This is a genomic window from Mobilitalea sibirica (assembly GCF_015999265.1).
GTDB classification, from domain to species: Bacteria; Bacillota; Clostridia; order Lachnospirales; family Lachnospiraceae; genus Mobilitalea; species Mobilitalea sibirica.
The window spans coordinates 97,058-123,249 of sequence record NZ_JAEAGR010000005.1; the positions used below are offsets into that span (position 1 = coordinate 97,058).

The 26,192-nt window shown below is 36.1% G+C and carries 22 protein-coding genes; 18 read left to right on the forward strand and 4 right to left on the reverse strand.

Annotation, left to right across the window (positions count from 1 at the left end):
- Window positions 1-19 precede the first annotated feature (19 nt).
- Complete coding sequence (locus I5677_RS06685; protein ID WP_197660794.1) at window positions 20-433, forward strand: Hsp20/alpha crystallin family protein; 414 nt, start codon at window positions 20-22, stop codon at window positions 431-433.
- A gap of 447 nt (window positions 434-880) precedes the next feature.
- Here I5677_RS06685 and I5677_RS06690 read toward each other — a convergent pair whose 3' ends face one another.
- Together I5677_RS06690 and I5677_RS06695 are read right to left on the reverse strand one after the other, a co-directional pair.
- Complete coding sequence (locus I5677_RS06690) at window positions 881-1,129, reverse strand: hypothetical protein (RefSeq protein WP_197660795.1); 249 nt, start codon at window positions 1,127-1,129, stop codon at window positions 881-883.
- A 334-nt stretch (window positions 1,130-1,463) separates the two neighbouring features.
- Window positions 1,464-2,945 (reverse strand): L-fucose/L-arabinose isomerase family protein, encoded by a 1,482-nt coding sequence (locus I5677_RS06695; RefSeq protein ID WP_197660796.1) that lies wholly within the window; start codon window positions 2,943-2,945, stop codon window positions 1,464-1,466.
- 619 nt (window positions 2,946-3,564) lie between these two features.
- Here I5677_RS06695 and I5677_RS06700 point away from each other — a divergent pair.
- From I5677_RS06700 to I5677_RS06775, 16 genes are all read left to right on the forward strand, one after another.
- On the forward strand, window positions 3,565-5,358 hold the full coding sequence (locus tag I5677_RS06700) for a bifunctional homocysteine S-methyltransferase/methylenetetrahydrofolate reductase (protein WP_279380744.1): 1,794 nt from the start codon (window positions 3,565-3,567) through the stop codon (window positions 5,356-5,358).
- A 15-nt stretch (window positions 5,359-5,373) separates the two neighbouring features.
- Window positions 5,374-6,003, forward strand: coding sequence for a hypothetical protein (locus I5677_RS06705; RefSeq protein ID WP_197660798.1), 630 nt, complete (start codon window positions 5,374-5,376; stop codon window positions 6,001-6,003).
- On the forward strand, window positions 6,000-8,498 hold the full coding sequence (locus tag I5677_RS06710) for a homocysteine S-methyltransferase family protein (protein WP_197660799.1): 2,499 nt from the start codon (window positions 6,000-6,002) through the stop codon (window positions 8,496-8,498). Before I5677_RS06705 ends, I5677_RS06710 begins: the two co-directional genes overlap by 4 nt.
- A 189-nt stretch (window positions 8,499-8,687) precedes the next feature.
- Window positions 8,688-9,641: a glycosyltransferase family 2 protein gene (locus I5677_RS06715; RefSeq protein WP_197660800.1), complete on the forward strand. Its 954-nt coding sequence runs from the start codon at window positions 8,688-8,690 to the stop codon at window positions 9,639-9,641.
- Window positions 9,642-9,793: 152 nt separating this feature from the next.
- A complete protein-coding gene (locus I5677_RS06720) occupies window positions 9,794-10,723 on the forward strand; it encodes a glycosyltransferase family 2 protein (RefSeq protein ID WP_197660801.1) in 930 nt (309 codons plus the stop codon).
- Window positions 10,724-10,968: 245 nt separating this feature from the next.
- On the forward strand, window positions 10,969-11,475 hold the full coding sequence (gene ilvN, locus I5677_RS06725) for an acetolactate synthase small subunit (protein ID WP_197660802.1): 507 nt from the start codon (window positions 10,969-10,971) through the stop codon (window positions 11,473-11,475).
- Window positions 11,476-11,696: 221 nt separating this feature from the next.
- Entirely contained in the window at window positions 11,697-12,707 is a 1,011-nt protein-coding gene (gene ilvC, locus I5677_RS06730; RefSeq protein ID WP_197660803.1) for a ketol-acid reductoisomerase, read from the forward strand.
- A gap of 664 nt (window positions 12,708-13,371) precedes the next feature.
- Complete coding sequence (locus I5677_RS17420) at window positions 13,372-14,559, forward strand: CAP domain-containing protein (protein WP_330617867.1); 1,188 nt, start codon at window positions 13,372-13,374, stop codon at window positions 14,557-14,559.
- Between the two features lie 388 nt (window positions 14,560-14,947).
- Window positions 14,948-15,937 (forward strand): diaminopimelate dehydrogenase, encoded by a 990-nt coding sequence (locus I5677_RS06740; RefSeq protein WP_197660804.1) that lies wholly within the window; start codon window positions 14,948-14,950, stop codon window positions 15,935-15,937.
- 298 nt (window positions 15,938-16,235) lie between these two features.
- Window positions 16,236-16,946, forward strand: a complete 711-nt coding sequence (locus tag I5677_RS06745) for a lytic transglycosylase domain-containing protein (protein WP_197660805.1) — start codon at window positions 16,236-16,238, stop codon at window positions 16,944-16,946.
- Between the two features lie 410 nt (window positions 16,947-17,356).
- Window positions 17,357-18,946: a ribosomal protection-like ABC-F family protein gene (abc-f, locus tag I5677_RS06750; protein WP_197660806.1), complete on the forward strand. Its 1,590-nt coding sequence runs from the start codon at window positions 17,357-17,359 to the stop codon at window positions 18,944-18,946.
- Window positions 18,947-19,151: 205 nt separating this feature from the next.
- Window positions 19,152-19,682: a hypothetical protein gene (locus I5677_RS06755; protein ID WP_197660807.1), complete on the forward strand. Its 531-nt coding sequence runs from the start codon at window positions 19,152-19,154 to the stop codon at window positions 19,680-19,682.
- Between the two features lie 57 nt (window positions 19,683-19,739).
- Window positions 19,740-20,213 (forward strand): VOC family protein, encoded by a 474-nt coding sequence (locus I5677_RS06760; RefSeq protein ID WP_197660808.1) that lies wholly within the window; start codon window positions 19,740-19,742, stop codon window positions 20,211-20,213.
- A gap of 113 nt (window positions 20,214-20,326) precedes the next feature.
- Window positions 20,327-20,596 carry a zinc ribbon domain-containing protein gene (locus tag I5677_RS06765; protein WP_197660809.1) on the forward strand — a complete coding sequence of 90 codons (270 nt, stop codon included), beginning with the start codon at window positions 20,327-20,329 and terminating at the stop codon, window positions 20,594-20,596.
- Window positions 20,597-20,741: 145 nt separating this feature from the next.
- Window positions 20,742-21,347, forward strand: coding sequence for an HAD family hydrolase (locus tag I5677_RS06770; RefSeq protein ID WP_197660810.1), 606 nt, complete (start codon window positions 20,742-20,744; stop codon window positions 21,345-21,347).
- A gap of 214 nt (window positions 21,348-21,561) precedes the next feature.
- Window positions 21,562-22,836, forward strand: a complete 1,275-nt coding sequence (locus I5677_RS06775) for a GGDEF domain-containing protein (protein WP_197660811.1) — start codon at window positions 21,562-21,564, stop codon at window positions 22,834-22,836.
- Window positions 22,837-23,041: 205 nt separating this feature from the next.
- On the opposite strand, the gene I5677_RS17315 is transcribed toward I5677_RS06775, so the two are convergent.
- A complete protein-coding gene (locus I5677_RS17315; RefSeq protein ID WP_279380745.1) occupies window positions 23,042-23,167 on the reverse strand; it encodes a hypothetical protein in 126 nt (41 codons plus the stop codon).
- A gap of 105 nt (window positions 23,168-23,272) precedes the next feature.
- The gene (locus tag I5677_RS06780; RefSeq protein ID WP_197660812.1) at window positions 23,273-25,264 is read right to left on the reverse strand and encodes a methyl-accepting chemotaxis protein; all 1,992 of its coding nucleotides are present in this window, start codon (window positions 25,262-25,264) and stop codon (window positions 23,273-23,275) included.
- Window positions 25,265-25,696: 432 nt separating this feature from the next.
- On the opposite strand from I5677_RS06780, the gene I5677_RS06785 reads away from it, so the two are divergent.
- Window positions 25,697-26,176, forward strand: a complete 480-nt coding sequence (locus tag I5677_RS06785; RefSeq protein WP_197660813.1) for an LURP-one-related/scramblase family protein — start codon at window positions 25,697-25,699, stop codon at window positions 26,174-26,176.
- The last annotated feature ends 16 nt before the right edge of the window (window positions 26,177-26,192 follow it).

Consider the following 26,192-nt stretch of genomic DNA (forward strand, 5'->3'; position numbering starts at 1 on the left):
TTAAAAAGGAGTGATTTATATGTTAAGACCTACAATATTTGAACCTTCAGGACCATTATTTTTTGACAGAGTATTTCATGACTTCTTTGGCAATGGATTAAACCACTTTGATAACTTCAATACAGATGTAATTGATAAGGGTGATAGCTATCAGCTACAGGCTGAATTACCGGGATTTAAAAAGGATGAGATTAATATTGATATTGATCATGATAATTTAACAATATCTGCGACCCATAGTGAAGAAAAGAAGGTAAATAAAAACAATTATGTTAGACAGGAGAGACGTTATAATTCATACTGTAGAAGCTTCCATATTCCCGGAATCAAAAAGGATGAAATCTCGGCGTCTTATAATGATGGAGTATTAGAGATTCATTTACCGAAAGAAAATGCTCAAGTCGTGGAAACAAAAAGAATAGAGATTAAATAAAGTACTACATTTTGCTCGATTAACTTAATTGTTTCTAAATCTTAGGGACAGTTGAAAAATGAATTAATTTTTCAACTGTCCCTTTGTTATGTTATAGGATTAGGATGTTATAAAAATCAAACAAATATCATACGTATATTTTTCGCAATATTAGTTATTGAATTAGTGATACAAACATAGTTTATTCGAAACACGCTCTCGCTTGAATGAAGTACGTCGTCTATTGTGATTTGTAATAACACTGTTATAACAACGTTAAATTTTATGATGGTTCTGCACAGGAATGGGTAAAATACTACGATATGGAACTTAATTAATATAAAATATAGAGTAGGGCAAGGCTGTCCCGGGTGAAATGCACCGCCTAATTTATTCACTGGATCTACAGGATATAATTTTGGGGTGTACTTCGCCCGGAACAGCCTTAGTGTTACTCTAATACGTGAGTTATATATTATAAGGAGGACAGCTTTTGCTGTCATGTAATATTTTTATGCCTATGGTTAAATGGTCAATAAATCGCTCCATTTCTTCTTCTGAATGGAACTCTCTAAGATGATTTTTTACTTCATCTCTGGTAGCACCGTCAAGCTGGTCTAGACGGCTTTCAATTCTGGGATTGTGAGATATGAAAAATTGTGCCGGGTCGAGGCCGGAAAAAGCTCCACTTTCAGCAAATCCATTAAAATCAAGCATAGGTTCATACCTTTCATTGAATATATGAATTAGGATTGCAACTTTGATGATAAAAGTACCATACTGTAATCTAATTATTCGCTGATTGGGAAATAAGTATGCATCTGTTTTAATAAAAAAATATGTAAATATAGGTAAAGTAAAATTTCGGGTGTTTATAAAATATTTCACTTGTACTGTTTAATACATAATACCATTGAAATAAAAACTCTCCAATCATTAACGGCATGTAAACCGAATGTTTATGATTGGAGAGTAAATTAATAAAATTTCTGATCTAAGAAATTATTGATAATCACTTTATTTGTGTTTTCTGCCTTCGACACGACACATATTATGCAAATGGATTCTCAGTCTTGTATAACATACCTTTTGGTTGATTAAAACCAACATCTTCGACATCAAGATATTTGAATACTTCATAAAGCGACTTTCCGAAATGACCAAAAGCAACTGCACCGTGATGAGGATAATTTTTCTCAATTAATACATGACGATAGAAACGTCCCATTTCAGAGATGGCAAATACACCAATGGATCCAAAGGAACGGGTAGCTACGGGAAGCACTTCGCCCTCTGCTACATATGCTTTTAACAAAGCATCCGCTGTGCTTTGCAGACGGAAGAAAGTAATCTTGCCGGGAGCGATGTCACCTTCCAAAGTACCGCGGGTTATATTCGGTTCCTGGTTCGGTTCTAAAGCTCTAGCCATAATTTTTTGGTTTTTCATATTAAAGCTACTTAGTTTACATGCTGCAGTATTACCACAGTGGAAGCCCATAAAGGTATCTTTTAATTCATACGGGAACTTGCCTTTAATCTCTGATTGGTACATATCTGCGGGTACGGTATTATTGATATCAAGTAAAGTAACTACATCTTCACTGATGCAGGTTCCGATATATTCGCTTAAGGTACCATAGATATCTACTTCACAGGAAACCGGAATGCCCATAGCAGTAAGACGACTGTTTACATAGCAGGGTACAAATCCAAACTGTGTCTGGAAGGAAGGCCAGCATTTGTTAGCAAAGGCAATATATTCTCTGGAACCTTTGTGAGCATTCATCCAATCCAATAAGGTAAGTTCGTATTGTGCTAATTTAGGAAGTATGCCAGGCATTTTATTACCGGTACCTAATTCTTCCTCCATGCTTTTGATTACATCGGGAATTCTAGGATCATTGGCATGATCATTGAATGCAGCGTATAAATCCAGTTCTGAATTCTCTTCAATTTCAACACCTAAGTTGTATAACTGCTTAATTGGTGCATTGCACGCAAGGAAATCCTGAGGACGGGGTCCGAAGGATATAATCTTTAGATTTTTTAAGCCGATGACTGTTCGTGCAATTGGGGCAAATTCAGCTATCATGTCTGCTATTTCTTCCGGATTACCTACGGGATATTCCGGTATGTACGCTTTGATGCCTCTAAGCTTTAAGTTATAGCTTGCATTTAACATTCCGCAGTAAGCATCGCCTCTGCCATCAAGCAAATCATCTCCGCTTTCTTCTGCAGCAGCTACATATATTGTAGGGCCGTCAAAGTATTTTGCAAGTAATGTTTCCGGTGTTTCGGGACCGAAGTTTCCAAGGTATACAATCAAAGCATTACAGCCTGCATTTCTAACTTCTTCCAAAGCTTTCATCATATCGATTTCGTTCTCTACAGTGGTAGGACATTCATAAAGCTTCCCGTAACCTTTCTGATATGCAGCAACAACAGCTTTTCTTCTGTTTTCCGACAGTTCCATGGGAAAGCAATCTCTGCTCACAGCAACAATTCCCAGTTTTAATTCAGGTATGTTTTTCATTTCATTTCCTCCAATTCATTTCCGTTAATATTCATACAACCGTATAAGCATTCTTAGAACAAAAATCGCTTCATTAAGATACGAAATACATAGAGTATGTATCATATCAGTCTGATTCCTATACTTAATAGAAACTACGACATGAAAGAACAATGTTAAGATCAGATTCGATGCTCCGTTACTTAATATGAATGAATATCCATAAACATTATATTTTGTTATTTCAAATTCGTCAATGTAAAACAATTATTTTATATAGATGTATACAGCTTTGCAAAAGATGCAAAGACCAATAGTTCCATGAAAATCTAGGGTGATTTAAATAAAAAGTATCATTAATTAATGCAGGTTACTCTATTTCGTTGAATTGGCCTCCTGAATATGGTATGATCAGTAAAAGATTTGAGTGTGTGAGGTATCTTGTAAAAAGGTAAAAACCGGATAATACATTATCTTAAAATGAATAAATGAATGTAAACAATAGGATTTTTATATACTTGTAGTGGTAAATATATTAGTATATAATAGGTCAAAAGACTCTAAGCTACGCTACCGATCCACTATAGAAGGTAATTAATTGATACTATAAAATCCGGTTTATGTTGAAGGGAATAAATAAATGCGACTTAAAGAATATTTAATGAAACATAGATTAATAATGGACGGCTCCATGGGAACATATTATTCGAATCTAATAAATCTACCCGGGGCTTTTTCTGAAACAGCTAACCTTACAACTCCAAAAGTAATTGAACAAATACATACAGAATATATACTGGCCGGAGCCAGAATGATCCGAACTAATACATTTGCTGCCAATAGAGCAGCTCTAAAGATAGATGTCAAAGAGCAGAGGCTTTTAGTGGAAGCGGCCTGCCGGATTGCCAAAAACGCAGTTTCAGAATTTACTACAGACAAAAACAGCCACATGATATGGATTGCAGGAGATGTTGGTCCAATAGTAGAGGATGCTAATTCTACCTGGGAGGAGATTTTTGAAGAGTATAAGCTTCTTTGTGATATTTTTATCGACCAGGGGCTTCACGGAATTCATTTTGAAACATTTCCGAGTTTAAAATATATCGAGGAGTTGGTTCCTTATATTAAAGAAAGGAATAAGGATATGTTTATTCTAGCCAGCTTTTCCTTGAATAAAAACGGCTATTCCGGGGCAGGTATCAGCGCTTCCCGTTTGATGGAAAAGGTAGGTCTGATTGAGGGAATCGACGGCTGTGGATTTAATTGCGGTGTTGGTTCGGGTCATATGTACCAGATATTTAAGAAGGTTAACTTTCCGGATCATAAATATATATTTGCGGCACCGAATGCAGGTTATCCCGAACAGATGCAAAACCGAATGGTTTTTATGGATAACGAAGCATATTTTGCAAAAAATATGAGACAAATAGCGGAACTTGGTACGGATTTATTAGGTGGTTGTTGCGGAACGACTCCGGCTTATATGAAAGCAATGATACAAAACATTGACATCGATCAGCCATCTAATATACGTAAGAAAAACCAAAGTCAGGCTTCCGGGATAGAAACTGTGGAAAAACCCAATGACTTTTATGAACTCTTCAAAAGCAAAAAGAAAGTGATTGCAGTGGAGCTGGATCCTCCTTATGATGCCAATATAGATCATATATTGGAATGTGCCCATATATTAAAGAACAGTAAGGCAGATATTATTACCTTTGCAGATTCCCCACTTGGAAGAAGTCGGGTTGATTCCATACTGATGAGCACTAAAATAGCAGAAGAGACAGGGTTGAAGGTTATGCCCCATGTTTGCTGTCGGGATAGGAATATGATTTCCATGCGGGCATCCTTACTTGGAGCGTATATCCATGGAATTCGAAACCTCCTCATCGTAACCGGAGATCCGGTACCCGGAGATAGCAGAGTATCTACGACCGGTGTATTCGATTATAATTCGATTCGTTTGATGGAATATGTGAAGGAAATGAATATAGAACATTTTAAGACGGAACCTTTTTACTACGGTGGAGCTCTTAATCATGGAAGAGGTTCGATTGAAAAAGTTGTAGCGCGGATGAAGAAAAAGATTGATGCCGGAGCTAAATTTTTTCTTACCCAGCCTGTTTATTCAATAGAAGATGCTGAGCGGATCCTTAGAATTAAAGAATTGGTAGATACTAAAATATTATGTGGTATTATGCCTTTGGTAAGCTACCGAAATGCTAACTTTATTAAAAACGAATTTAGCGGTATCAACGTACCGGATGAAATTGTTAATCGGTATCGCCCTGATATGTCAAAGGAAGAGGCAGAGCTGGTGGGGGCTTCCATAGCTCGAGAAATCATGGAGTTTTTGGAACCTGTTGCTGATGGATATTATATCATGTTGCCGTTTAATCGGGTAAGTCTTATGGAAAAGATCATGGGTTAGAAGGAGGATGTATGTATGAAAAAGTCTATTTGGTTTATAGTGATTGGTATTTTATTAATGGTGGTTGATTATCAAATTCCTTTTGGAAAAGTGTATTCTGACATGCCTTTAACGAAAGAACTTGGTGAAGAATTGCAGCTTCGGGTTATTAACAATTTTATCGGGTCCCGTCCAATGATAGATGTTATACCGGATTTGCTGGGTTATTTATTCATTTTTATCGGATGTTTTCTATTAGTAAAAGGCAGTAAGCGTTTTATTACAGCTATGTTGTTAATACCTGTTGCGGTTGTATTACATATTGTGATACCACAGTTACCTTATCATTTTCAGTTAGAGGATTTATATTTAAAGGCTGCCGGATACAATTTTCTAATTGTTATTATTGAAATATTAATAGAGTTTAACGTTATTCGAGGTATTGTAAAAATGACAAACTGTCTTCAGAATAAGTGGCATAACAACGAATTATTGGCCGGTTGGATATTAGCAATGATGAGTAAAGGGGTCTTGATCTTTATTCATTTCTTCTATGGTAGGGATACGTTTTATATGATTTATTCCGTTGTATTAATCGGTGCTACGGTTTATTATATTAACCGATTATTTAGAACTTTAGAATTCAATCCGGAGGAAGCAAGATGACAAAACAGGAGTTTCTATCCTTGACACAATCAAAAATCGTAATCCTTGACGGTGCTACCGGCAGCAATCTTCAAAAGCGGGGCATGGCAGCCGGTGTATGTCCGGAGTGTTGGATGGTTGATAATAAAGAGAAGGTAGTAGAGCTACAAAGAGAATTTCTTGAGGCCGGTACCGATATTTTATTTGCGCCTACATTTACAGCCAACCGTATTAAGTTGGAGGAATATGGACAGACAGACAGGATAGTGGAGTTTAACAGGGAACTGATTAAAATAAGTAAAGAAGCAATACGGTTGTATCGTGAAAAAAGCGGTGATCAAAGAAATATTTATATCGCTGCCGATATGACTATGACCGGTGAACAGGTGTATCCGGTGGGTAAGTTAGCGTTTGAAGATCTGGTGGAGGTTTATAAGGAACAGGCTAAATATCTCCTCTTAGAAGGGGTAGATTTATTCGTAGTCGAAACTATGATGAGTCTGCAAGAATGCAGGGCGGCCCTACTGGCAATCAAGGAGCTTTGTGATCTTCCGGTTATGGTTTCGATGACATATACAGAAACGGGGCGCACTTTCTTTGGTACAGATCCAAAAACTGCGATGATTACTTTGCAAAGTCTTGGGGCAGATGCAGTGGGAGTAAATTGCTCCACCGGCCCTGAGAAAATGCATACTATTATAAAGGATATGAAAAAGTATGCCTATGTCCCGGTTATGGCCAAACCCAATGCCGGAATACCGAAACTGGTTGACGGACATACGGTTTTTCCTATGGAGGCCGAAGAGTTTGCTCTGGAGATGGAAGGTTTGGTGAAAGAAGGCGCATCGATCATTGGCGGATGCTGCGGAAGTACTCCAAAGCATATAAAACGTATGGCTGACAGAGTAAAGAACTTCATTCCGCAACCTTTGAATGAAAAGCATATCAGGGCACTGACAACGGAGAGAACAACGACTACAATAGATCTTAGCGGCCGTTTTATGATTATCGGTGAACGGATTAATCCAACCGGTAAGACGAAACTACAGGAGCAACTTAGGCAGGGAGATGTATCCCTGGTTTCTAAAATGGCAGTGGAACAGTCAGAGCTGGGGGCTGATATCTTAGATCTTAATCTTGGAATGAATGGAATCGATGAGAAAGAAATGATGCTTTTATCAATGCATGAAGTTCTAAGAGTAACGGATATACCCCTATGTATTGATTCAAGTCATATAGATGTTATTGAAGCGGCGCTTAGGTTATACCCTGGCAGGGCTCTTATTAATTCCATATCCCTTGAGAAGGAGAAATTTGAGAAGCTGCTTCCTATTGCAAAGAAGTATGGAGCAATGTTCATTCTTCTGCCTCTATCCGATCAAGGTTTACCAAAGGACATGGAAGAGAAGAAGTTAATTATACAGACTATTTTAAATCAAGCGCTTAAGTTAGGGCTAACAAAAGAAGATATCATTGTGGACGGCCTGGTAAATACGGTTGGTGCTAATAAAACGGCTGCTTTGGAAGCTTTGGAGACAATCCGATACTGTAAGGAAGAGTTAGGAATTGCAACCGTAGTCGGTCTGTCTAATATATCCTTTGGACTTCCTGAGAGACAGTTTATTAATAGTACATTTTTGGCCTTTGCTATACAAGCAGGACTTACGATGGCAATAGCGAACCCTTCTCAGGACCTTTTAATGAATACGGCATTTGCTGCAGATCTACTTTTAGGGAAAGAAGATGCCGCAGAACGCTATATCCAACGGGTTACTGCCAGGCCAATGCAATTAACCGTAGGGGATGAAAAACAAAAAACAGGTAACATTAAGCAGAAAGCTTTAAAGCAGGATAGTGATCTAGCTAAGGATAAAACGGGTAATGAAGTTTTTCATGCTGTTATAAAGGGTAACAAAAGAGATATCATTTCCCTCGTAGAACAGGAACTTAATAATAACAAAGCTCCGGAAGCAATTATTGAAGAAATGTTAATTCCAGCAATCAATGAAGTAGGAAGTTTATTTGATCGCCAGATTTATTTTCTACCACAGCTCATTGCCGGTGCAGAGACTATGAAGAAGGCAATTGATTATCTTGAACCTATGCTTCAAAAGGGAGAGCAAACCAAAAGTCCGGGAACAGTTATAATTGCTACGGTTGCCGGTGATATCCACGACATCGGAAAAAATCTGGTCGCCTTAATGTTAAAGAATTATGGATATCAAATCATAGATCTTGGTAAGGATGTGGCCGCTGAAACAATTATAAGCACCGCAAAAGAAAAAGAAGCTGATATTATCGCGCTTTCTGCATTAATGACAACGACCATGGTAGAGATGAAACGTGTTGTATCACTGGTAAGAGAAAGTGGATTAAAATCCAAGGTAATTATCGGTGGTGCTGTAATTACAGAGAGCTATGCGTTAGAGATAGGAGCGGACGGATATTCCTCTGATGCGCAGTCAGCCGTAAATCTGGTTAAGAAGCTTTTGGATCCTTCGAACCATAATGAGTAACAAAAAACAATATGAAGGATGGTTACTGAATTTTAAGCTTGGTTCTTTTTATCCGTTTCATTTTCTCCAAAATGTGGTATAATAATGAATAACAGAATATGCCAGAGACTGGAATGTGCATAACCGATATCATATGTATAGAAGGTATTGCTATGGTACGAAACGAAATGAAAGGATAAGATGAGGCTTATGATTAAGAATAACGACAGGGAAAATATTATAAAAGATTATTCAATCGATGTTATAATACCGACTTATCATACAGATGACAAATTCAATCAATTATTATTTATGCTTTACCGCCAGACAGTAAAGCCCAAAAGAGTGATTATACTTCATACAGTAGAAACAGAAGGTCAGGAGCAAAAGCTTCCCAAAATACCGGATACCAATATCACAGTAATACCGATTGATAAAAAGGATTTTGACCATGGGGGTACCAGAAGATACGGAGCAGAATTATCGGATGCGGATATTCTTCTGTATATGACTCAGGATGCAATTCCGGTAGATGAATATCTGATAGAGAACCTGATAAAGCCCTATGAGGATCCTAGGGTTGCAGCTACCTATGCCAGACAGCTGCCGGAGGAAAAAGCTGATTTATTGGAGCGATATTCGAGATTATTTAATTATCCGAAAGACAGCAAAGTAAAATCCTCAGAGGACATTCATGATCTTGGTATAAAAACCTTCTTTTGTTCCAATGTATGTGCAAGTTACAGGAAGGAAACCTATCAAAAGCTTGGAGGCTTTGTAAAAAACACTATATTTAATGAAGATATGATTCTGGCTTTTGCTATCATAGGTGCCGGATATAAGATTGCTTATACAGCAGATGCGAAAGTAATACATTCCCATAGATATTCCTGCCTTCAACAATTTACCAGAAATTTTGATTTGGGTGTATCCCATAGGCAATATATTGAACTGTTTCAAAGTGTTAAATCAGAGACGGAAGGAATAAAGCTGGTAAAGCAATCACTGCAATATTTAATCGATCATAAACAATATCTATTAATACCGGATCTAATATTGACGGCAGGCTGCAAGTACCTTGGCTACAAGCTGGGCTTTCATTACAATAAACTTCCGAGGGACTTAGTGGTTCGATTTAGTATGAATAAATCTTACTGGAATTAGACCGGTCTATGTCTGTTAATAGATTTTGACTTATCTAGAATAAGCAATGATAGATATATTGCTGAATTAAAATTAATGTTTATTTAAATAGAAATAGTATATAGTTTCCTATCCTTAGGAAACTTACATTTAGGTCAGGAGATAAACAAACCATGAGTATGGTATCTGTTGTGATGTCAACTTATAACGGAGAAAAATATGTCGGTGCCCAGATTGAATCGATACTGAAATCCGATTATCAGGATTTTGAACTATTTATCTATGATGACGGATCAAAGGATAAGACATTAGAGATTGTTAACAGTTATTCGGCTCATCATCCAGATAAAATTCATGTTTATAAAAACGAGAAAAATCTTGGAGTAACTCGTAATTTCCTACAGGGGTTATGTCGCACCTCTACGGATTATGTGATGTTTTGTGATCAGGATGACGTATGGAATCCGAATAAAATTTTAGTTACACTAAATAAGATGAGAGAGATAGAGGCAGCGGATGGTAAAGATATACCAATCGCTGTATTTACAGATGCACAGGTTGTGGATAAAGATTTGTCAATTATTCAGAATTCTTTTTTTCGATCCGGCAGACTCAATCCTTATAAAACAGATCTTCCTCATCTTCTGATGGAGAATAAGGTGATTGGATGTACGGTAATGATGAATGCAGCACTACGGAAAATTGTGCAGAAGAGTAAGTTACCGGAGAGAGCTAAGCTTCATGATGGATGGGTTGCACTCATTGCTTCTTCTCTTGGTCGGATAGATTACTTAAATCAGACCACACTTCTTTATCGCCAACATGGTGGCAATGTAGTGGGTAATATGAATTTTCGCTCTTATATGAAGAACAGAATATTATCATTAAAGCAACAGAAAGAGTCCATTCTGGTACTGGAACGTCAGGCAGCAGAATTTTATATTCTATATAAAGATTATTTATCCGATAAAAATAAAATAATACTTCAGCGTTTTTCCAATTTACATGATGTAAATTTTTTAACCAAAAGAATTCATATACTGCGTTATGGATTTTTGAAAACTGGGTTAATACGTAACATCGGACTTATGATTATTGTATAGTTTTGTATTTTTATGCAATGCTTTTATAGATGAGCATTATTAAAAAAAATCTGTAAAGTGCTTTATTTCTGTACTTGACAAATGAAATGGTAGTTGATACAATAACCTAAAGTTTAATAATCTTACTTTTTATACAACAGCAGCCCCATTACAGAGAGTCCTGTGGTGTGGGGCTTTTCTTATAACTGCTGGCGTAGTAAGACGGATTTGTTGGCGTAGATACATAAATAAGAGAGGAGAATGCTATGAAGAGAATAGTATTGTCAATTCTAGTGGATAATACGGCAGGTGTACTGAGTCGTGTAGCGGGTCTGTTTAGCAGAAGAGGATATAATATTGACAGCTTAACTGTTGGTGAAACACAAAATCCTGCTATCTCAAGAATGACTGTTTTAGCACAAGGAGATGATCAAATTCTGGAACAGATCAGAAAGCAGCTTCAGAAATTGGAAGATGTAATTGAAATCATTGAATTGGTACCGGGTGAATCTGTAACGAGAGAATTGATTTTAGTGAAGGTCAATGTAGCACAGAAGGATCGGCAGGCAGTGATATCGATCGCAGATATTTTCCGCGCTAAGATAGTAGATGTAGCTATGGAATCTCTGATGATTGAACTTACAGGAAATCAGGATAAAATTAATGCATTTATTAATCTGTTGGAGCCATATTCTATAAAGGAACTGGTTCGAACAGGTATCACCGGTTTACCTAGAGGATCTGGTGATATCGCTGATTATATTGATGATTGAGAGCATAATCATTACCGACATATTGAGATATTAAGATGATGGATACGATGCAATTCACTAGTTAGCTATGTAAGAGAAATAAACGTATAAATCAAAAGTTGATATGTTTGTTGTATAAAAACGAAGAGAAATCTTCCTAACTACAAAAAAAAGGAAGAAATTCAATAATAAAACTGGAGGAGAAATCCTCCCAAATAAAGAATTGGAGGATTAGAAAGGTTATGGCAAAGATTTATTATCAACAGGATTGTAATTTATCATTATTAGAAGGTAAGACAGTAGCAGTAATCGGCTACGGTAGCCAGGGACATGCACATGCACTGAATATGAAAGAGTCGGGTGTTAATGTTATCATCGGCCTATATGAAGGAAGTAAGTCATGGGCGAAAGCAGAAGCAGCCGGATTTAATGTATATACTGCGGAAGAGGCGGCGAAAAAGGCTGACATTATCATGATTTTAATTAATGATGAGAAACAGGCTAAACTTTATAAAGAAGCAATTGAACCGAATTTAGAGGCAGGCAATGCGCTAATGTTTGCTCATGGTTTTTCTATTCACTTCGGACAGATTATTCCTCCGGCTGATGTTGATGTATTAATGATTGCTCCTAAGGGCCCCGGACATACCGTTAGAAGCCAGTATCAGGAAGGACAGGGCGTACCTTGCTTGATCGCTGTTCATCAGAACGCAACAGGAAAAGCACATGATCTGGGTCTTGCGTATGCATTAGCAATTGGTGGAGCCAGAGCAGGCGTTCTTGAGACTACTTTCCGTGAGGAGACAGAGACAGATCTTTTTGGTGAGCAGGCAGTTCTTTGTGGCGGTGTTACAGCGCTTATGAAGGCAGGCTTTGAGGTACTTGTTGAAGCAGGTTACGAACCAGAGAGTGCATATTTTGAGTGTATTCATGAAATGAAGTTAATCATAGACTTAATTAACGAAAGCGGTTTTGCCGGAATGAGATACTCTATCTCCAATACTGCAGAGTACGGCGATTATATTACAGGTCCTAAGATTGTTACAGAAGATACTAAGAATGCGATGAGAAAGGTTCTTTCTGATATTCAGGATGGTACCTTTGCCCGTAATTGGTTATTAGAAAATCAGATCGGATGTACCAACTTCAATGCAAGAAGAAGAATTGAATCCGAGCATCAGCTGGAAACAGTCGGAGCAGAACTTCGTAATATGATGAGCTGGACTAAGAAAAAGAAATTACTTAATAACTAAGAATCTCATAATAGTATTCAACCTGATTAATATATTAATATCAGTTGATTCAAATTTAAAATAGAGAAGGTACAGATTAAAGCTGCTTATGCTGATTGAAAGCATAAGAAAGTTTATTCTGTACCTTCTCTTTTTCTCATCAATGAGATCATAAGAGGAACCAATAGGCTGCCGGATCATATACTTATTAATTAACAATAGGATGATTCCATAGGGAAGAGTAATATAGTAGTTACCTCTATGTATTATTTATATGGTTGACTGCACTGATAACTATAACGATTATTATGTTTTTGGTTATGAAACTCAATATAAGTAAAAAGAAATTAATAATATTGTAACAATTAATTAAAAATATTGAAACATAATTAAGGGTATAAATCAGCCGTAAAATCCATCGTTTTTCCCATAGCCCGTAACGAAATAAATCTTTGTATAAATACGTGTAACCTATGTAATACAAGGGTTATATAGAAATCAGCGTATTTAGAAGTTGGATATTTAATGTAAAAAATTTAGAACTTTATTACATAATTTCAGGAATATAATAACACAAATGTTACAAGAGTTGTGAAATCCACCAGTATCTAACTATTGAACCCCTAAGCCGTATGTGATAGTCTAAAGGAGCAGCAAGACAGATACCAATAAGGAGGTACAAACATTGAAAAGATTAATCATAACATCTATATGTACACTGGCATTATCACTCTTCGGTACAATTGGAGCAAAACAAGATACGCAAGAAATAGTAAACGATATAAATACAAATAATGTAAATATAAATGAAATAGAAGAAACTACAGAAGTAGAAAATAAAGTTAATAAAATTACAGAGGTGGAAACAACTGTTTCCGATAATGCTAAAGTAGAAAAAGATATTGAGACAGTGGATAAGAAAGATACAGCAGAAGACGAAAAGAATGAAGTTCAGATTAAGAACAATGAAGATAAAAAAGAAGTGAAAACAGAGAAGGTTAGTGATAACAGCAATAATAAAGTAGCACCTGTTCAGAAGAAAAAAGGGGTTACCGGTACCAAGAAAGAGGCAGTAGAAGCAGAAGTTAAGAAAGCAGAAGCTCCTGTACAAAAAGCAGCTGTCAAAGAAACAGTTCCTCAGAAGACAAATGTGAATACTAGCACAGTTAAGGATGATAATTTCGACTTAAAGAATGGACAAGTTATATTTAAGAATATTGATTTATCCAATTGTGAAACAACACAAGATGTTGTAAATGAGCTACAGAAAAACGGTTATACCAATATTACTAACAAAAATATTCAAAACATCGATTCTTTAGAAGATATTTTAGCAACGCTTGAAAACAAAATTAACAATCAAAAGTCTGCTGCAAAGACACCGGCGCCTACAAAAGCGCCCAGCTATACAGAGCCTAAGGCTCCGAACAAGGTAGATACAAAAATACCAAGCAATACAGGTACTAAGACACCTACAAATACGAATGCTAATACAGGACTTAGCGCTTATGCAAATCAGGTTCTTCAATTAGTTAACCAGGAACGTGCAAAAGCAGGATTATCCGCTTTCACTACAACCCCTGCACTAACAAATGCAGCGAATAAGCGTGCACAAGAAATCGTTCAGTCTTTCTCCCACACCAGACCTAACGGAACATCCTTCTCAACAGCATTAAAAGAGTATGGAGTTTCTTACAGAACATCCGGTGAGAATATCGCATGGGGACAGAAATCAGCACAGGAAGTAGTAACCGGTTGGATGAATTCTCCCGGACACAGAGCGAATATCTTAAACGGTAACTTCAATAAGATTGGTATTGGTGTATATCAGTCCAATGGTAGATTATACTGGACACAGTTATTTACAAACTAATTCTTAGTAAGGATTGATATAAAATAATTATCGAACAGGGACAAGTGGATTACCACTTGTCCTTGTTCATATAAAGCGTAGAGATATTACTAACATATTGTGATGCTATTGCTATAATAAGATATTTTTCCTATGGAATTTGTCATGACCCGCGTAAAATCTCCATACAATTGACATCGGAGAAATTCGCATAGCTTATTTCTTAGAGTTATATAATACATGACAAGAGATACTGCTTGTCGGTTCATCTTATTTCTACATTTAATTGTATGAATCATTTTTATATTGAAATGAAAAAGATAGTACAATCTATGACTAGATTATGTTATAATACAAAATAATACATATAACATATTTATTAGCATAAAGTTTACTGGAGGTACTTCATATGAAGAAAATTAGAATTGGTATTGTAGGTTATGGTAATTTAGGTAAGAGTACGGAAGCTGGAATTCGTCAGAATCCTGACATGGAATTAGTTGGGGTTTTTACAAGACGTAATCCAAATTCTATTCACCTTTTAACTGAAGGTGTAAAAGCTTATCATATAGAGGATGCGGCTAACATGACAGATCAGATTGATGTTATGGTACTCTGTGGAGGAAGTATGTCTGATCTGCCGGAACAGGGACCGGAGTTTGCCGGAATGTTTAATACAGTGGATGGTTATGATACCCATGCTAAGATTCCTGAGTATTTTGATGCTGTTGATAAGAAAGCAAAGTCATCGAAAAAGATAGGTATCATCTCCGGTGGCTGGGATCCCGGAATGTTTTCATTAAATCGATTGTATGCTGAGGCAATCTTACCGGAAGGTAAAAATTATACCTTCTGGGGAAAAGGAGTAAGTCAGGGCCATTCCGATGCAATCCGCCGGGTAGAGGGGGTACGGAATGCCAAGCAGTATACCATCCCTGTGGAAGAAGCGATGGAAAGGGTAAGAAAGGGTGAAACACCGGAATTCACAACGAGAGAAAAGCATCTTAGAGAATGCTTTGTCGTAGCAGAAGCCGGAGCGGATCTGCAAAAAATTGAGCATGAGATAAAATCAATGCCGAATTATTTCGCCGACTATGATACCATCGTGCATTTTATCACAGAAGAAGAACTTGAAAGAGATCATCAGGGAATTCCGCACGGTGGTTTTGTATTCCAAAGTGGTAAAACAGGCTTTCATAACGAGAGCTCTCATATTATCGAATATAGCCTAAAACTAGATTCTAATCCTGATTTTACGGCTAATGTATTATTGGCTTATGCAAGAGCAGCCTATCGATTAAACCAAGAAGGTCAAACCGGTGCCAGATCCGTATTTGACATCGCGCCGGCGTATCTCTCAATCAAATCCGGCGAGGAGTTAAGAAGAACGTTATTATAAAAAGAGATATGATAGGTGGAGATTTCATCAACAAAGATATCATCAACAAAGATTCCATTAACACAGATTCCATCAAGTACACATATACTCTGACTAGGATTGGTGCTTATATAGACCGGAGTGTAGTTAAATCAACTCATAGCAATTAACGTATAATAAATGGATGCATAATAAATCAACGGAAAATAAATCGAGTATATATTAGCTATACATCGGTGTTTAATTCAATATTAACTTTTTGATAAGGATGATATAACGGTATTTCCGTTATGCTTTTAGAAACATACGGAGGAATTCAATGTCAGAAGTGAACGCGGTATCTAATATAGAACAAAAGAATAGTTATGGAACAAATGCTGTTAAAGTAAAAGGAAATAACAATCCGGATTTCTCTTCCTATATGAAAGAGACGAAGTCTTTGGATGATATTTTTGAAGAAGCGGCAAAAAAATATAATGTATCGGTAAATTTGTTAAAAGCAATTGGAAAAGCGGAATCTGATTTTAGACCGGAGGCCGTATCCAGAAGCGGAGCTCAGGGTATCATGCAATTAATGCCTAAGACAGCAGCTTATCTAGGAGTAAAGGATTCTTTTGATCCGGAGCAGAATATTATGGGTGGTGCTAAGTATATCAAGGAATTACTGGATAAATACGATGGAGATACAAACTTAGCTTTAGCAGCTTATAATGCCGGTATGGGTAATGTGAGAAAATACGGTGGGATTCCCCCTTTTGAAGAAACTCAAAACTATGTGGTTAAAGTAAATAAATTCATGAAGCAGGAACTGAATACCGGTAACGTTACCGTAACGAAGTCTACTCCGATGGTAACTGCACCGACCATAAATTATACTTATCAGCCTGTGAAAGCAGCTCCGATTGTCTCAAATCAGGATGTATCCGTATTAGTAGAATCCATCTTTTCCTATGAGGATTACCTTAAGTTTTTAGATATCCTTCTGGATATGGATACTGATAAGGAAAACGAAGAAGCTAAAGAAAACTGAGGTTTCGGTGTTGACATACTTAGGTTTCAATGCTAGAATAAGCAAAAATATATTTATAAAGTGAGGGTAAAGGATGTTTAAAATTTCTTGCTAATAAGTAATTGAATATGCATTATTACAAGCTAATTGTTAGCTTTGTTTTATTGCGGGCAAGAAATTATCATTCAAATTCTGATTATAAGTGCAGTTAGGAACCTAATTTATGATTATAATGGTGGAAGCTCTATTGTAATCACCAAAATATAAGCTTCCTATATGATTAGGTTTCATAAATTATGAAAGCAAACGTAACCACAAGAAGGATAATTTCTTGTGGTTTTTTTGTGTTCATGAAATAGTGTGGTGTGAAATCCGCTGAAAGGTACTACAGAAACAATACTTGTGGCTACGTTAAGAAGGAGGATGATATTATGTCGCAGATTGCGGTAAATGATTTAACCTTTAGCTATGATACAGTGTATGATAATATATTTGAACATGTCAGCTTTCAGATTGATACGGATTGGAAGCTTGGTTTTATCGGAAGGAATGGAAGAGGGAAGACAACCTTTCTAAACCTTTTATTGGGTAAATATGATTACCAGGGAAGCATCAGTACTTCCATAGAGTTTGATTACTTTCCCTTTGAGGTAACAGATGACGATAAAAGTTCTATGGAGGTTATGAAAGAGATTATTGCTCCGTTTCAGGACTGGGAAAGGGAGATGGAGCTATGCCTGAAGGCTCAAGAGAATGATCGGGATGTAACCTTAGGACTAAACCGCTATGGAGAGCTTCAGGAGCTATATCAAAAGCATGACGGTTATATTATTGAAGAGCTGATTGACAAAGAAATCGCTAAGCTTTCGATGGACCCTTCGGTACTTCACAGACCGTTTTCTACCTTAAGCTTTGGGGAACGGACTAAGATTATGCTGGGAGCCTTATTCTTAAAGAAGAATCGTTTTTTATTGATTGATGAACCTACGAATCATCTGGATATGGAAGGCAGGGAGACTTTGGCGCAATATCTTCAGACAAAAAAGGGTTTTATACTGGTATCCCATGACCGGGCTTTTTTAGATCAATGTATTGATCATGTACTTTCCATTAATCTTAATAACATCGAAGTACAAAAGGGCAATTTCTCTTCCTGGCATGAGAACAAAGAGTTGCAGGAGCGCTATGAATTAGAGCAAAATGAGCAGTTGAAGAAGGAGATAGCAATTTTAAATGATGCTGCAAAAAGGGCCATGGGCTGGGCAGATCAGGTGGAAGCTTCCAAAATAGGTACCCATTCGGCTGATCGGGGAGCCATAGGGCATAAAGCGGCAAAGATGATGAAAAGGGCGAAATCAATTGAAAGCAGAAAACTCAAAGCAATAGATGACAAGAAGGATCTTCTCAAAAATATAGAGCATGCTGATCCGCTTAAGATGAATGTCATGAAGTTTCATAAAAAGCGTTTTATAGAGGCTGAGGACTTATCTTTATTTTACGTTGAAAGAGAAGTGGCTTCCAACATCAGCTTCTCATTAAACAGCGGTGAGCGGATTGCAGTCAGAGGAAAGAACGGTTCGGGCAAATCCACACTATTTAAACTTCTATTAGGAGAAGATATCTCATATAGGGGTAAGCTGCATCTGGCAACCGGATTAAAAATCTCTTATATATCTCAGGATACTTCCTGCCTTGCAGGAAGTCTTAAGGATTTTGCCATTACCTATGGACTGGATGAAACAATCTTTAAAACGGTATTAAGACAGTTGGATTTTTCGAGAAATCAATTTGAGAAAGATATTAAGGATTTTAGTGGGGGACAAAAGAAGAAGGTATTGCTGGCTAAGAGTCTGGCAGAGCCGGCCCATGTATTTCTATGGGATGAACCACTTAACTTTATTGATGTTCTCTCTAGGGTGCAGATAGAAGAATTGATTTTAAATTATCAGCCAACGATTGTTTTCGTAGAGCATGATAAGGTGTTTACGGATAAAATCAAGACAAAGGAAATTAGATTATAACTTTTACAGGAAAGCTAAGTGCAAGGAAATTGTTGCTTAATATTAGTTTTACTGTTACTATAGATATAACATTATGATAAAAATATCCATGGTGACTCAAAAAGATATTTCGTTTGACTTCGAATGATGATATGGATTTTGACAGGATATATGATATGCTGGTCATAATGATGTAAACGAACTACACGGAGTAAAGGAGTTATAAATGGGTCGAATTTTTATTGGGTTTTTATTTGTGTTTTTGAATTTTAATTTTAATTTGAATGCTTCAACGATAGGCCTTATTCCGGATTTTATCGGATATATATTGATACACAAAGGGCTTTATGAATTAAGTTTGCGTAGTCAATGGTTTGGCAAAGTGAAACCTTATGTAAGGTGTATGGTCTTATTTACTGCTGTTATATATGTTTTTGATTTACTAGGGATTAGTGTATCCATGGGGTATCTGTCATTATTTCTTGGACTTGTATCAACAATCATCTCGCTGTATATAACCTATAGTATCGTTATGGGTATTCAGGACATGGAAAAGATATATCAGTGGAAACTGAAGGCTGAAACATTGTTTATGGTATGGAAACTGATTGCAATTTGTTCCTTTTTGACCTACCTGGCTCTGATTGCTCCTTTGCTGGGATTTATGGGTATGGTAGCCGGATTTATCTTTCATATTGTATTTTTATATTACTTTAATATATCAAAAGGTATGTATGAAAGTCAGGTAAACTCCTAGTTACCATAGGATTGTATGAAAGTTTATGTTTCCTATTTAGAGCAAGGAGGAGAGCAAATGCTTCGTTATGTGCATACGAATATTATTGCGAAAGACAGTAAGAAAGTAATTGGATTTTATAAAGAAGTGTTTCAATGTAAGAGCATAGGGCAAACCAGAGACCTAAAAGGCGAATGGCTTGATCGATTGACTGGAGTAAAGAATGCACATATCATAGGAGAACATTTATGCTTACCGGGATATAAGGACGGTTACCCTACGCTTGAGATATTTTCTTATGATGAAATGAGAGTTTCTATTAGAAAAGAAATTAATCAAAGCGGATTTGCTCATCTAGCTTTTGAAGTAGATAATGTGAAGGAAATGTTACAAAGGATAAAAGATGCTGGAGGAGGACAGATCGGAGAAGTCGTAACTACGAAATTCGAGGATGGAAGATCTGCTGAATTTGTTTATGCTACAGATCCGGAGGGTAATATTGTGGAGCTACAATGCTGGAGTAAAAAATCTGAATATAAAGCTGCCAAATAGATATTAACTCGAGAATAAAAATAGGATTTTAAATATGACATACAGATGTCTATTTATCTTTGTTATGATAATAATACATCAAACAGATGTAATCAAGAATGGAGGTAAATAAGATGGAGAATATGAAATTATGCCAAAGCTGTGGTATGCCTCTTGGCGATACGGATGAATTGTACGGAACGGATGCGGATGGAAGCAAGAACTCAGATTACTGTGTATATTGTTTTAAGGATGGGGCTTTCACATCGGATATGAGCATGGATGAAATGATAGACTTCTGTGTTCCTCATATGGTATCCGGCAATGAAGGAATGTCAGAAGATACGGCAAGAAATACGATGCAGAAGTTTTTTCCTACATTAAAGCGTTGGAAGGCTAGTTAAGAAAAGCAAATAAAACAGATGCTGTAAAACCATAAGCTGACTAAGTGATGCGCATGTTTTACAGCATCTATTTATAGTGATGAGAGAATTTTACAGGGATTAGATAAACTAAAGTAAAATACGAGAAAGACATTAGGAGAAGAGTATGATAAACACAATAGTATTTGATATTGGCAATGTATTGGCACATTTTGGTTGGCTGGAATATCTTAAGGAATGCGGTTATGATGATGTGACCATAGACAAAATCGGTAAAGCAACTGTATATCACAGGCTGTGGAAAGAGTTGGACCGCAGTCTTAATATGGAACAGGAGTTAATTGATCAGTTTATTGCCAATGATCCTGAGGTTGCATCGGAAATTGCTGAGTTTTTAGATAAAAGCTATCAAGTGGTATGGGAGTATGAAGGTTCTGTCGAACTAATTCAAGATTTAAAGAAAAAGGGATATAAGGTTTATCTACTTTCTAATTACGGAGGGAGAAACTTCCAACATGCAAAGGAGAATTTTGAGTTCTTTCAGCATGTGGATGGAGCAGTAATATCTTATGAAGTAGGTTATGTAAAACCGGAGCCGGCAATCTTTCAGGCACTGATAGATAAGTACAATATCATTCCTCAGGAAGCCGTATTTTTAGATGATACGAAGGTGAACGTGGAAGCAGCAAAAGTATTGGGTTTTCAGACGATACATGTAACTTCACATCAAGAAATTCGAAATGAGCTAAAAAAGTTTCATATCATTGTATGATTTAAGTAGAGCTTCCTATCCAAACGAAGTAAAATGGCACGTAATGTGGATATTAACTAGATTATCTAAAGAAATTTGATAAAAATTATACAAAAACCCCCAAATATTGAATTTAATTACAAACATTGTATTGCAAACTCTGATAAATAGGAATATAATACTATTCATAGTACTAAAGTACTATTATTGGTTTGGTTATACAAGGGGGAGAAATATGGGTATAAAGAGAGAAAGATATCTGGTTCCCGACATCTTAAAGATAATTGACAAAGCGACAGATTTACCTACCATAATTAAATATGAAAATAAAATGGCATGTATGATTGCATCTCCAATTCTTTTTATTTTAGCCATTTCTAATTTACTAATACGTTGCGGTGTATTTCATGAGAATGTATGGAATGTAATAGCTGATTCTGTTGTTTTCTTGTTGATTGGAACGGTATTTGAGATTTTACTAAGAGCAAAAATTACTTTAAGAGTATTATCAAATTCAGTGGCAATATTATACGCTGTATGGTGTTTCTTTATCTTTATACGGTTTAATGATATCTTTGGACCGATGATCTGGATTATTGCCTGCATACTCTTAATTATATCTATGTTCCAGATCCAAAAGAAAATGCTCTTTTTAAGTGGAGCAGTCATAACCATGGCTGGGATCTATGCTTTTATAAAAATGCCGGATCATAATCCATATTATAATCAAGCCTTTTATGGTTTTTTGATTTTACTTCTTATTAGCCTTATAGTTTTAGCTGGTGTTGTTCAAAAAAACCATGTCAATCGTTATAAAAAGCTTATAAAGCAGTTACACCTTCTGAATGATCAGAAGCAGAAGATCGAAGATCTCTATCAGGAGGTTACTGCAAATGAAATCAAATTATATCAACAGAATGAGCAACTTACTGAATATAACAATCAGATTAAGCAAAACGAGGAGAAGCTGCATTTTCTTGCATATCATGATGTATTAACAGAATTACCAAACAGAAAAATGGTATATCAAAAATTAGATGAGATGTTACATAATGCTAAGAAAACAAAGACAAAATTATATGTGGTCTATATCGATATAGATTATTTTAAAAATATAAATGACACAATGGGACACGATGCCGGAGACCAGTTTATAAGTGCGGTGGCAAACCGAATTAATTCGATCATCCATGATAAAGACCTTATGGGTAGAATGGGCGGAGATGAATTTGCATTGCTCATACCCCGGGATATCACAGAGGATGAGGTTTTAGCTTATCTGAATACGATCAAAGATAAATTTGAGGAGAGCTTTTCGGTCCATGGTAAACTAATCTGTTCTTCAGCCAGTTTAGGAATTTCATCTTTTCCCAAGGATGGAGAAGATAAAGGCAATTTAATTAGAAATGCCGATATTGCTATGTATAAAGCCAAGGAGCTGGGTAAGAACATAATTCAATTTTATAGTCCGGATATGCAGACGGAAATGATGCGAAAGATAATGGGATAAAGCGATTTTTATAAGACTGATATATCATAAGGGGGCTTTTGAATAATGAATTAGGAGTATAATTATATCCCTAAAGATTCATTATGCAATAGCCCCTGATCAATAACCTTGTATTAAGATAGTGTCTTTGATTTTCTTTAAATACAAAGAAATTATGTATTATAGAATCATTTAAGTTGTTTATAGGTTATTAGTGCATAGCATACTAGGTATTCTTTTTAGTCTTTTTAACCAATTCAGGCTGCGGCATTATAGGCTTTAATGAGGATATAAGGCCGGTATCAGTTTTTTTCTTTTTCTTAACATCTTTTTTAATATCCCTGTTTCCCATGTAATCACTCCTCAACTATCATAAATACCATTATTTGTATATTATATATTATAGATTCTTTTGGTGAATTCGTCCAGTGAATTTTGTGATTTTTGGTTATTAATTCTACTTATTTACTTTAAATTTAGATATAATACCTTGAAGTATATTTGCTAGATTCGTTAATTTTTCACTCGCATCTGCTAATTCCTGTATGGATGCCGTTTGTTCTTCCATGGTAGAGGATGCTTCCTGGGTAACAGCTGCATTCTGTTGTGCAATGGAGGCAAGGGATTGAAGCATCTTTATAATATCATTCTTTGCTGTATCCATATCATTTCCTGTGTTATTTATATCTATTACTGCTGTCTCTGAGGTTTTCATTGCATCGGCAATGGAGTGATATTTATGAATGGTATCATTAACACTATTGTGTTGTTCTATCGATGTTGTTGTGATCTGTTCCATACTATCCACTGCTTTTTCAACATTCTTTTGCAGTTCATATACAATTTCATCTATGTATTTTGTGGAGCTAGCTGACTGCTCAGCCATCTTATTTATTTCCTCTGCAACGATCGAGAAACCTTTCCCTGCTTCCCCTGCTCTGGCTGCTTCTATGGCTGCATTTAAGGATAGAAGATTTGTTTGCTTAGCCATATCGGCAATTATTCTGCTGGCTTCCTGAATTTTTGTGGAGCTTTTTTTGGTATCCAGTATAATATCATGAATTTCTTTTATCGCAGCATCATTTTCTTTCGATATCGTAGATAGCCTTTCGATTTCTTTGATACCTTCCTTCACTACTTTGGTTACATTAGTTAAGGAAGAATTCAGGTTTAATAAATTCTCATGATTTCTTTCGATCATATCACCCAGTAAAGCAGCTTTTTGGGAACCGATTTCGGTACTTTTGGCTTGTTCGGATGCTCCACTTGCGATATCCTCAACTACCTGAGTGATTTCTCCCATAATTTTGGCGGATTGATGTGAAGTTGCAGTTAATTCCTGTGCTGTCGAAGATACGATAAGAGAGGAATCTGATATCTGCTTAATGACTTCCCGTAAATGTAATGTTAGTTTCTGAAAGGTACCGGATAATGTTCCAATTTCATCTTTTTGATTCATATAAGTATCCGGTATGTTTTCTGATATATCTAAATCAGCAATACGCTCTGATTGATTTATAATACCTAAAAGGGGCTTTGTAATCGAGCTGTCAAGGATATATACAAAACCTAATCCTACAATTAATACAAGTAACATGACAAACAGTATGGAACGGTAAAGTCTTGGGATCATGGACATAACCTCTTTTTCGTCTGCTGTGATAACATAGATCCAGTCCGTTCCTTGTATTGGTGCAAATCCTGCATACAGACTACTTGTATTATAGGTGTAATTAGTAACACCGTTTTTGTCATCAATCATTTGCTGAAACGCTTTGACATATGAGTCGCTAACGGAGGCACTATGATCTTCTAGAGGATTATAACGATCCAACACCTGTATTACATCCGGGTGGGCGATTACTGTACCGTTACCATTCATCATAAAAGCAAAACCTTTCTCACCATATCCGGCATCCTGAATTATATTACTTAATGCATCGGCTTCTTTTCTGGCAACCAATGCGCCTACAACTTTATTCTGTTTCATAACCGGCACTGCCACCATAATTTCCGGTTTACGTGTAACTCGGCTAATCACAACATCGGATAGATTGGCATGACCGTTCAGGGCATTTTGGACATAGCTTCTATCACTTAGCAGCCGAACAGTTTCATCCGTATAATGTGTATATCCATTTGGTAAGACATAACCGATGTCAAGAAACTCCGTTTTTTCAAGTTCTTCACGCAAGACATTTATATTCACTTCCCAGCCCATTTCCTTAATTTCTTTTTTCATGGCTATCATATTCAATGTGGTTATCAATGTAGTCATTCTGCTTTCAGTTAACTTAGCTCCTTCCCCGGCTAACAGTTCCAGTGATTTTTTTGCTTCTCCTTTGATAGAGCTGTAACCGATTCCTAAAGAAATCAAACCAATTAGTAGGGTAATGGATACGATTAATATGGAAAAAGATAAGATGAGTTTTGTTTTAATGCTTTTCATTTGTAGTCCTCCAGTACTATAAAATATTTAACTGATTACAGTCTATATTAAATTTTTATTTTGTTCCTACAGGATTTCATAAAATCTATGTAAGTTTTATGTAAAGTACCGGATAGCATACCATTTTTATATAGATACACAGTATGTAATTATGTAGAAGAAGTGAAAAGCGAATTTTGGCTTGTATTTGACGAACTTAATAAGATAGATTATGATTTATAATGAAAGATATAATCATAGGCCATAATTTAAACATTCATATCACAGGTATCCGTATATTCTAATAGCATTAGAGCTTAGGACATAGGTAATGAAACAAGAAATAAGATGTTGATAGAATGTATTAAATAATAGTGTATCAATGGAAATAAACATTTTTATAAGGAATACTATAAGGAATATAATGATTTAATTAGAAAGTGAGGGACTAAAATGAAGCTTTATATTAAGCAAAGAATTTTTTCGGTGGGAGATAAATATGATATTTATGATGCGAATGAAAATGTAGTATTTGATGTGAAAAGTCAGTTATTTGCCATCGGAGCGAAACTGCATTTATACGATACCCAGGGCAAGGAACTTTATTTTATTAAGAGAAAGATTACATTTCTTTTGGCTCGTTATGAGATATATCAAAATGATACGCTTTGTGCCACTGTTAGCCAGGAGTTTGCTTTATTTAAAAGAAAATTAAGAGTCGAAAGCAGATACGGAGAGATACAAATCATCGGAGACTTCTTTCAAATGGACTATGAAATAACGAAAAACGGCAAATATTTTGGAAGTATACATAAAAAATGGTTATCCTGGGGAGATAGTTATGAACTTGATATACCTGAAGAGGAAGATGCGGGCTTTGTTTGTGCTTTGGTCATTGCCATTGATAACTGCATGCATAATGAGAATCAATAAATTAATATAAAGGATG

Coding starts and splice junctions, on each gene's coding strand:
- I5677_RS06685 (WP_197660794.1), top strand. CDS start 20: ATGTTAAGACCTACAATATTTGAACCTTCAGGACCATTATTTTTTGAC.
- I5677_RS06690 (WP_197660795.1), bottom strand. CDS start 1,129: ATGCTTGATTTTAATGGATTTGCTGAAAGTGGAGCTTTTTCCGGCCTC.
- I5677_RS06695 (WP_197660796.1), bottom strand. CDS start 2,945: ATGAAAAACATACCTGAATTAAAACTGGGAATTGTTGCTGTGAGCAGA.
- I5677_RS06700 (WP_279380744.1), top strand. CDS start 3,565: ATGCGACTTAAAGAATATTTAATGAAACATAGATTAATAATGGACGGC.
- I5677_RS06705 (WP_197660798.1), top strand. CDS start 5,374: ATGAAAAAGTCTATTTGGTTTATAGTGATTGGTATTTTATTAATGGTG.
- I5677_RS06710 (WP_197660799.1), top strand. CDS start 6,000: ATGACAAAACAGGAGTTTCTATCCTTGACACAATCAAAAATCGTAATC.
- I5677_RS06715 (WP_197660800.1), top strand. CDS start 8,688: ATGATTAAGAATAACGACAGGGAAAATATTATAAAAGATTATTCAATC.
- I5677_RS06720 (WP_197660801.1), top strand. CDS start 9,794: ATGAGTATGGTATCTGTTGTGATGTCAACTTATAACGGAGAAAAATAT.
- ilvN (WP_197660802.1), top strand. CDS start 10,969: ATGAAGAGAATAGTATTGTCAATTCTAGTGGATAATACGGCAGGTGTA.
- ilvC (WP_197660803.1), top strand. CDS start 11,697: ATGGCAAAGATTTATTATCAACAGGATTGTAATTTATCATTATTAGAA.
- I5677_RS06740 (WP_197660804.1), top strand. CDS start 14,948: ATGAAGAAAATTAGAATTGGTATTGTAGGTTATGGTAATTTAGGTAAG.
- I5677_RS06745 (WP_197660805.1), top strand. CDS start 16,236: ATGTCAGAAGTGAACGCGGTATCTAATATAGAACAAAAGAATAGTTAT.
- abc-f (WP_197660806.1), top strand. CDS start 17,357: ATGTCGCAGATTGCGGTAAATGATTTAACCTTTAGCTATGATACAGTG.
- I5677_RS06755 (WP_197660807.1), top strand. CDS start 19,152: ATGGGTCGAATTTTTATTGGGTTTTTATTTGTGTTTTTGAATTTTAAT.
- I5677_RS06760 (WP_197660808.1), top strand. CDS start 19,740: ATGCTTCGTTATGTGCATACGAATATTATTGCGAAAGACAGTAAGAAA.
- I5677_RS06765 (WP_197660809.1), top strand. CDS start 20,327: ATGGAGAATATGAAATTATGCCAAAGCTGTGGTATGCCTCTTGGCGAT.
- I5677_RS06770 (WP_197660810.1), top strand. CDS start 20,742: ATGATAAACACAATAGTATTTGATATTGGCAATGTATTGGCACATTTT.
- I5677_RS06775 (WP_197660811.1), top strand. CDS start 21,562: ATGGGTATAAAGAGAGAAAGATATCTGGTTCCCGACATCTTAAAGATA.
- I5677_RS17315 (WP_279380745.1), bottom strand. CDS start 23,167: ATGGGAAACAGGGATATTAAAAAAGATGTTAAGAAAAAGAAAAAAACT.
- I5677_RS06780 (WP_197660812.1), bottom strand. CDS start 25,264: ATGAAAAGCATTAAAACAAAACTCATCTTATCTTTTTCCATATTAATC.
- I5677_RS06785 (WP_197660813.1), top strand. CDS start 25,697: ATGAAGCTTTATATTAAGCAAAGAATTTTTTCGGTGGGAGATAAATAT.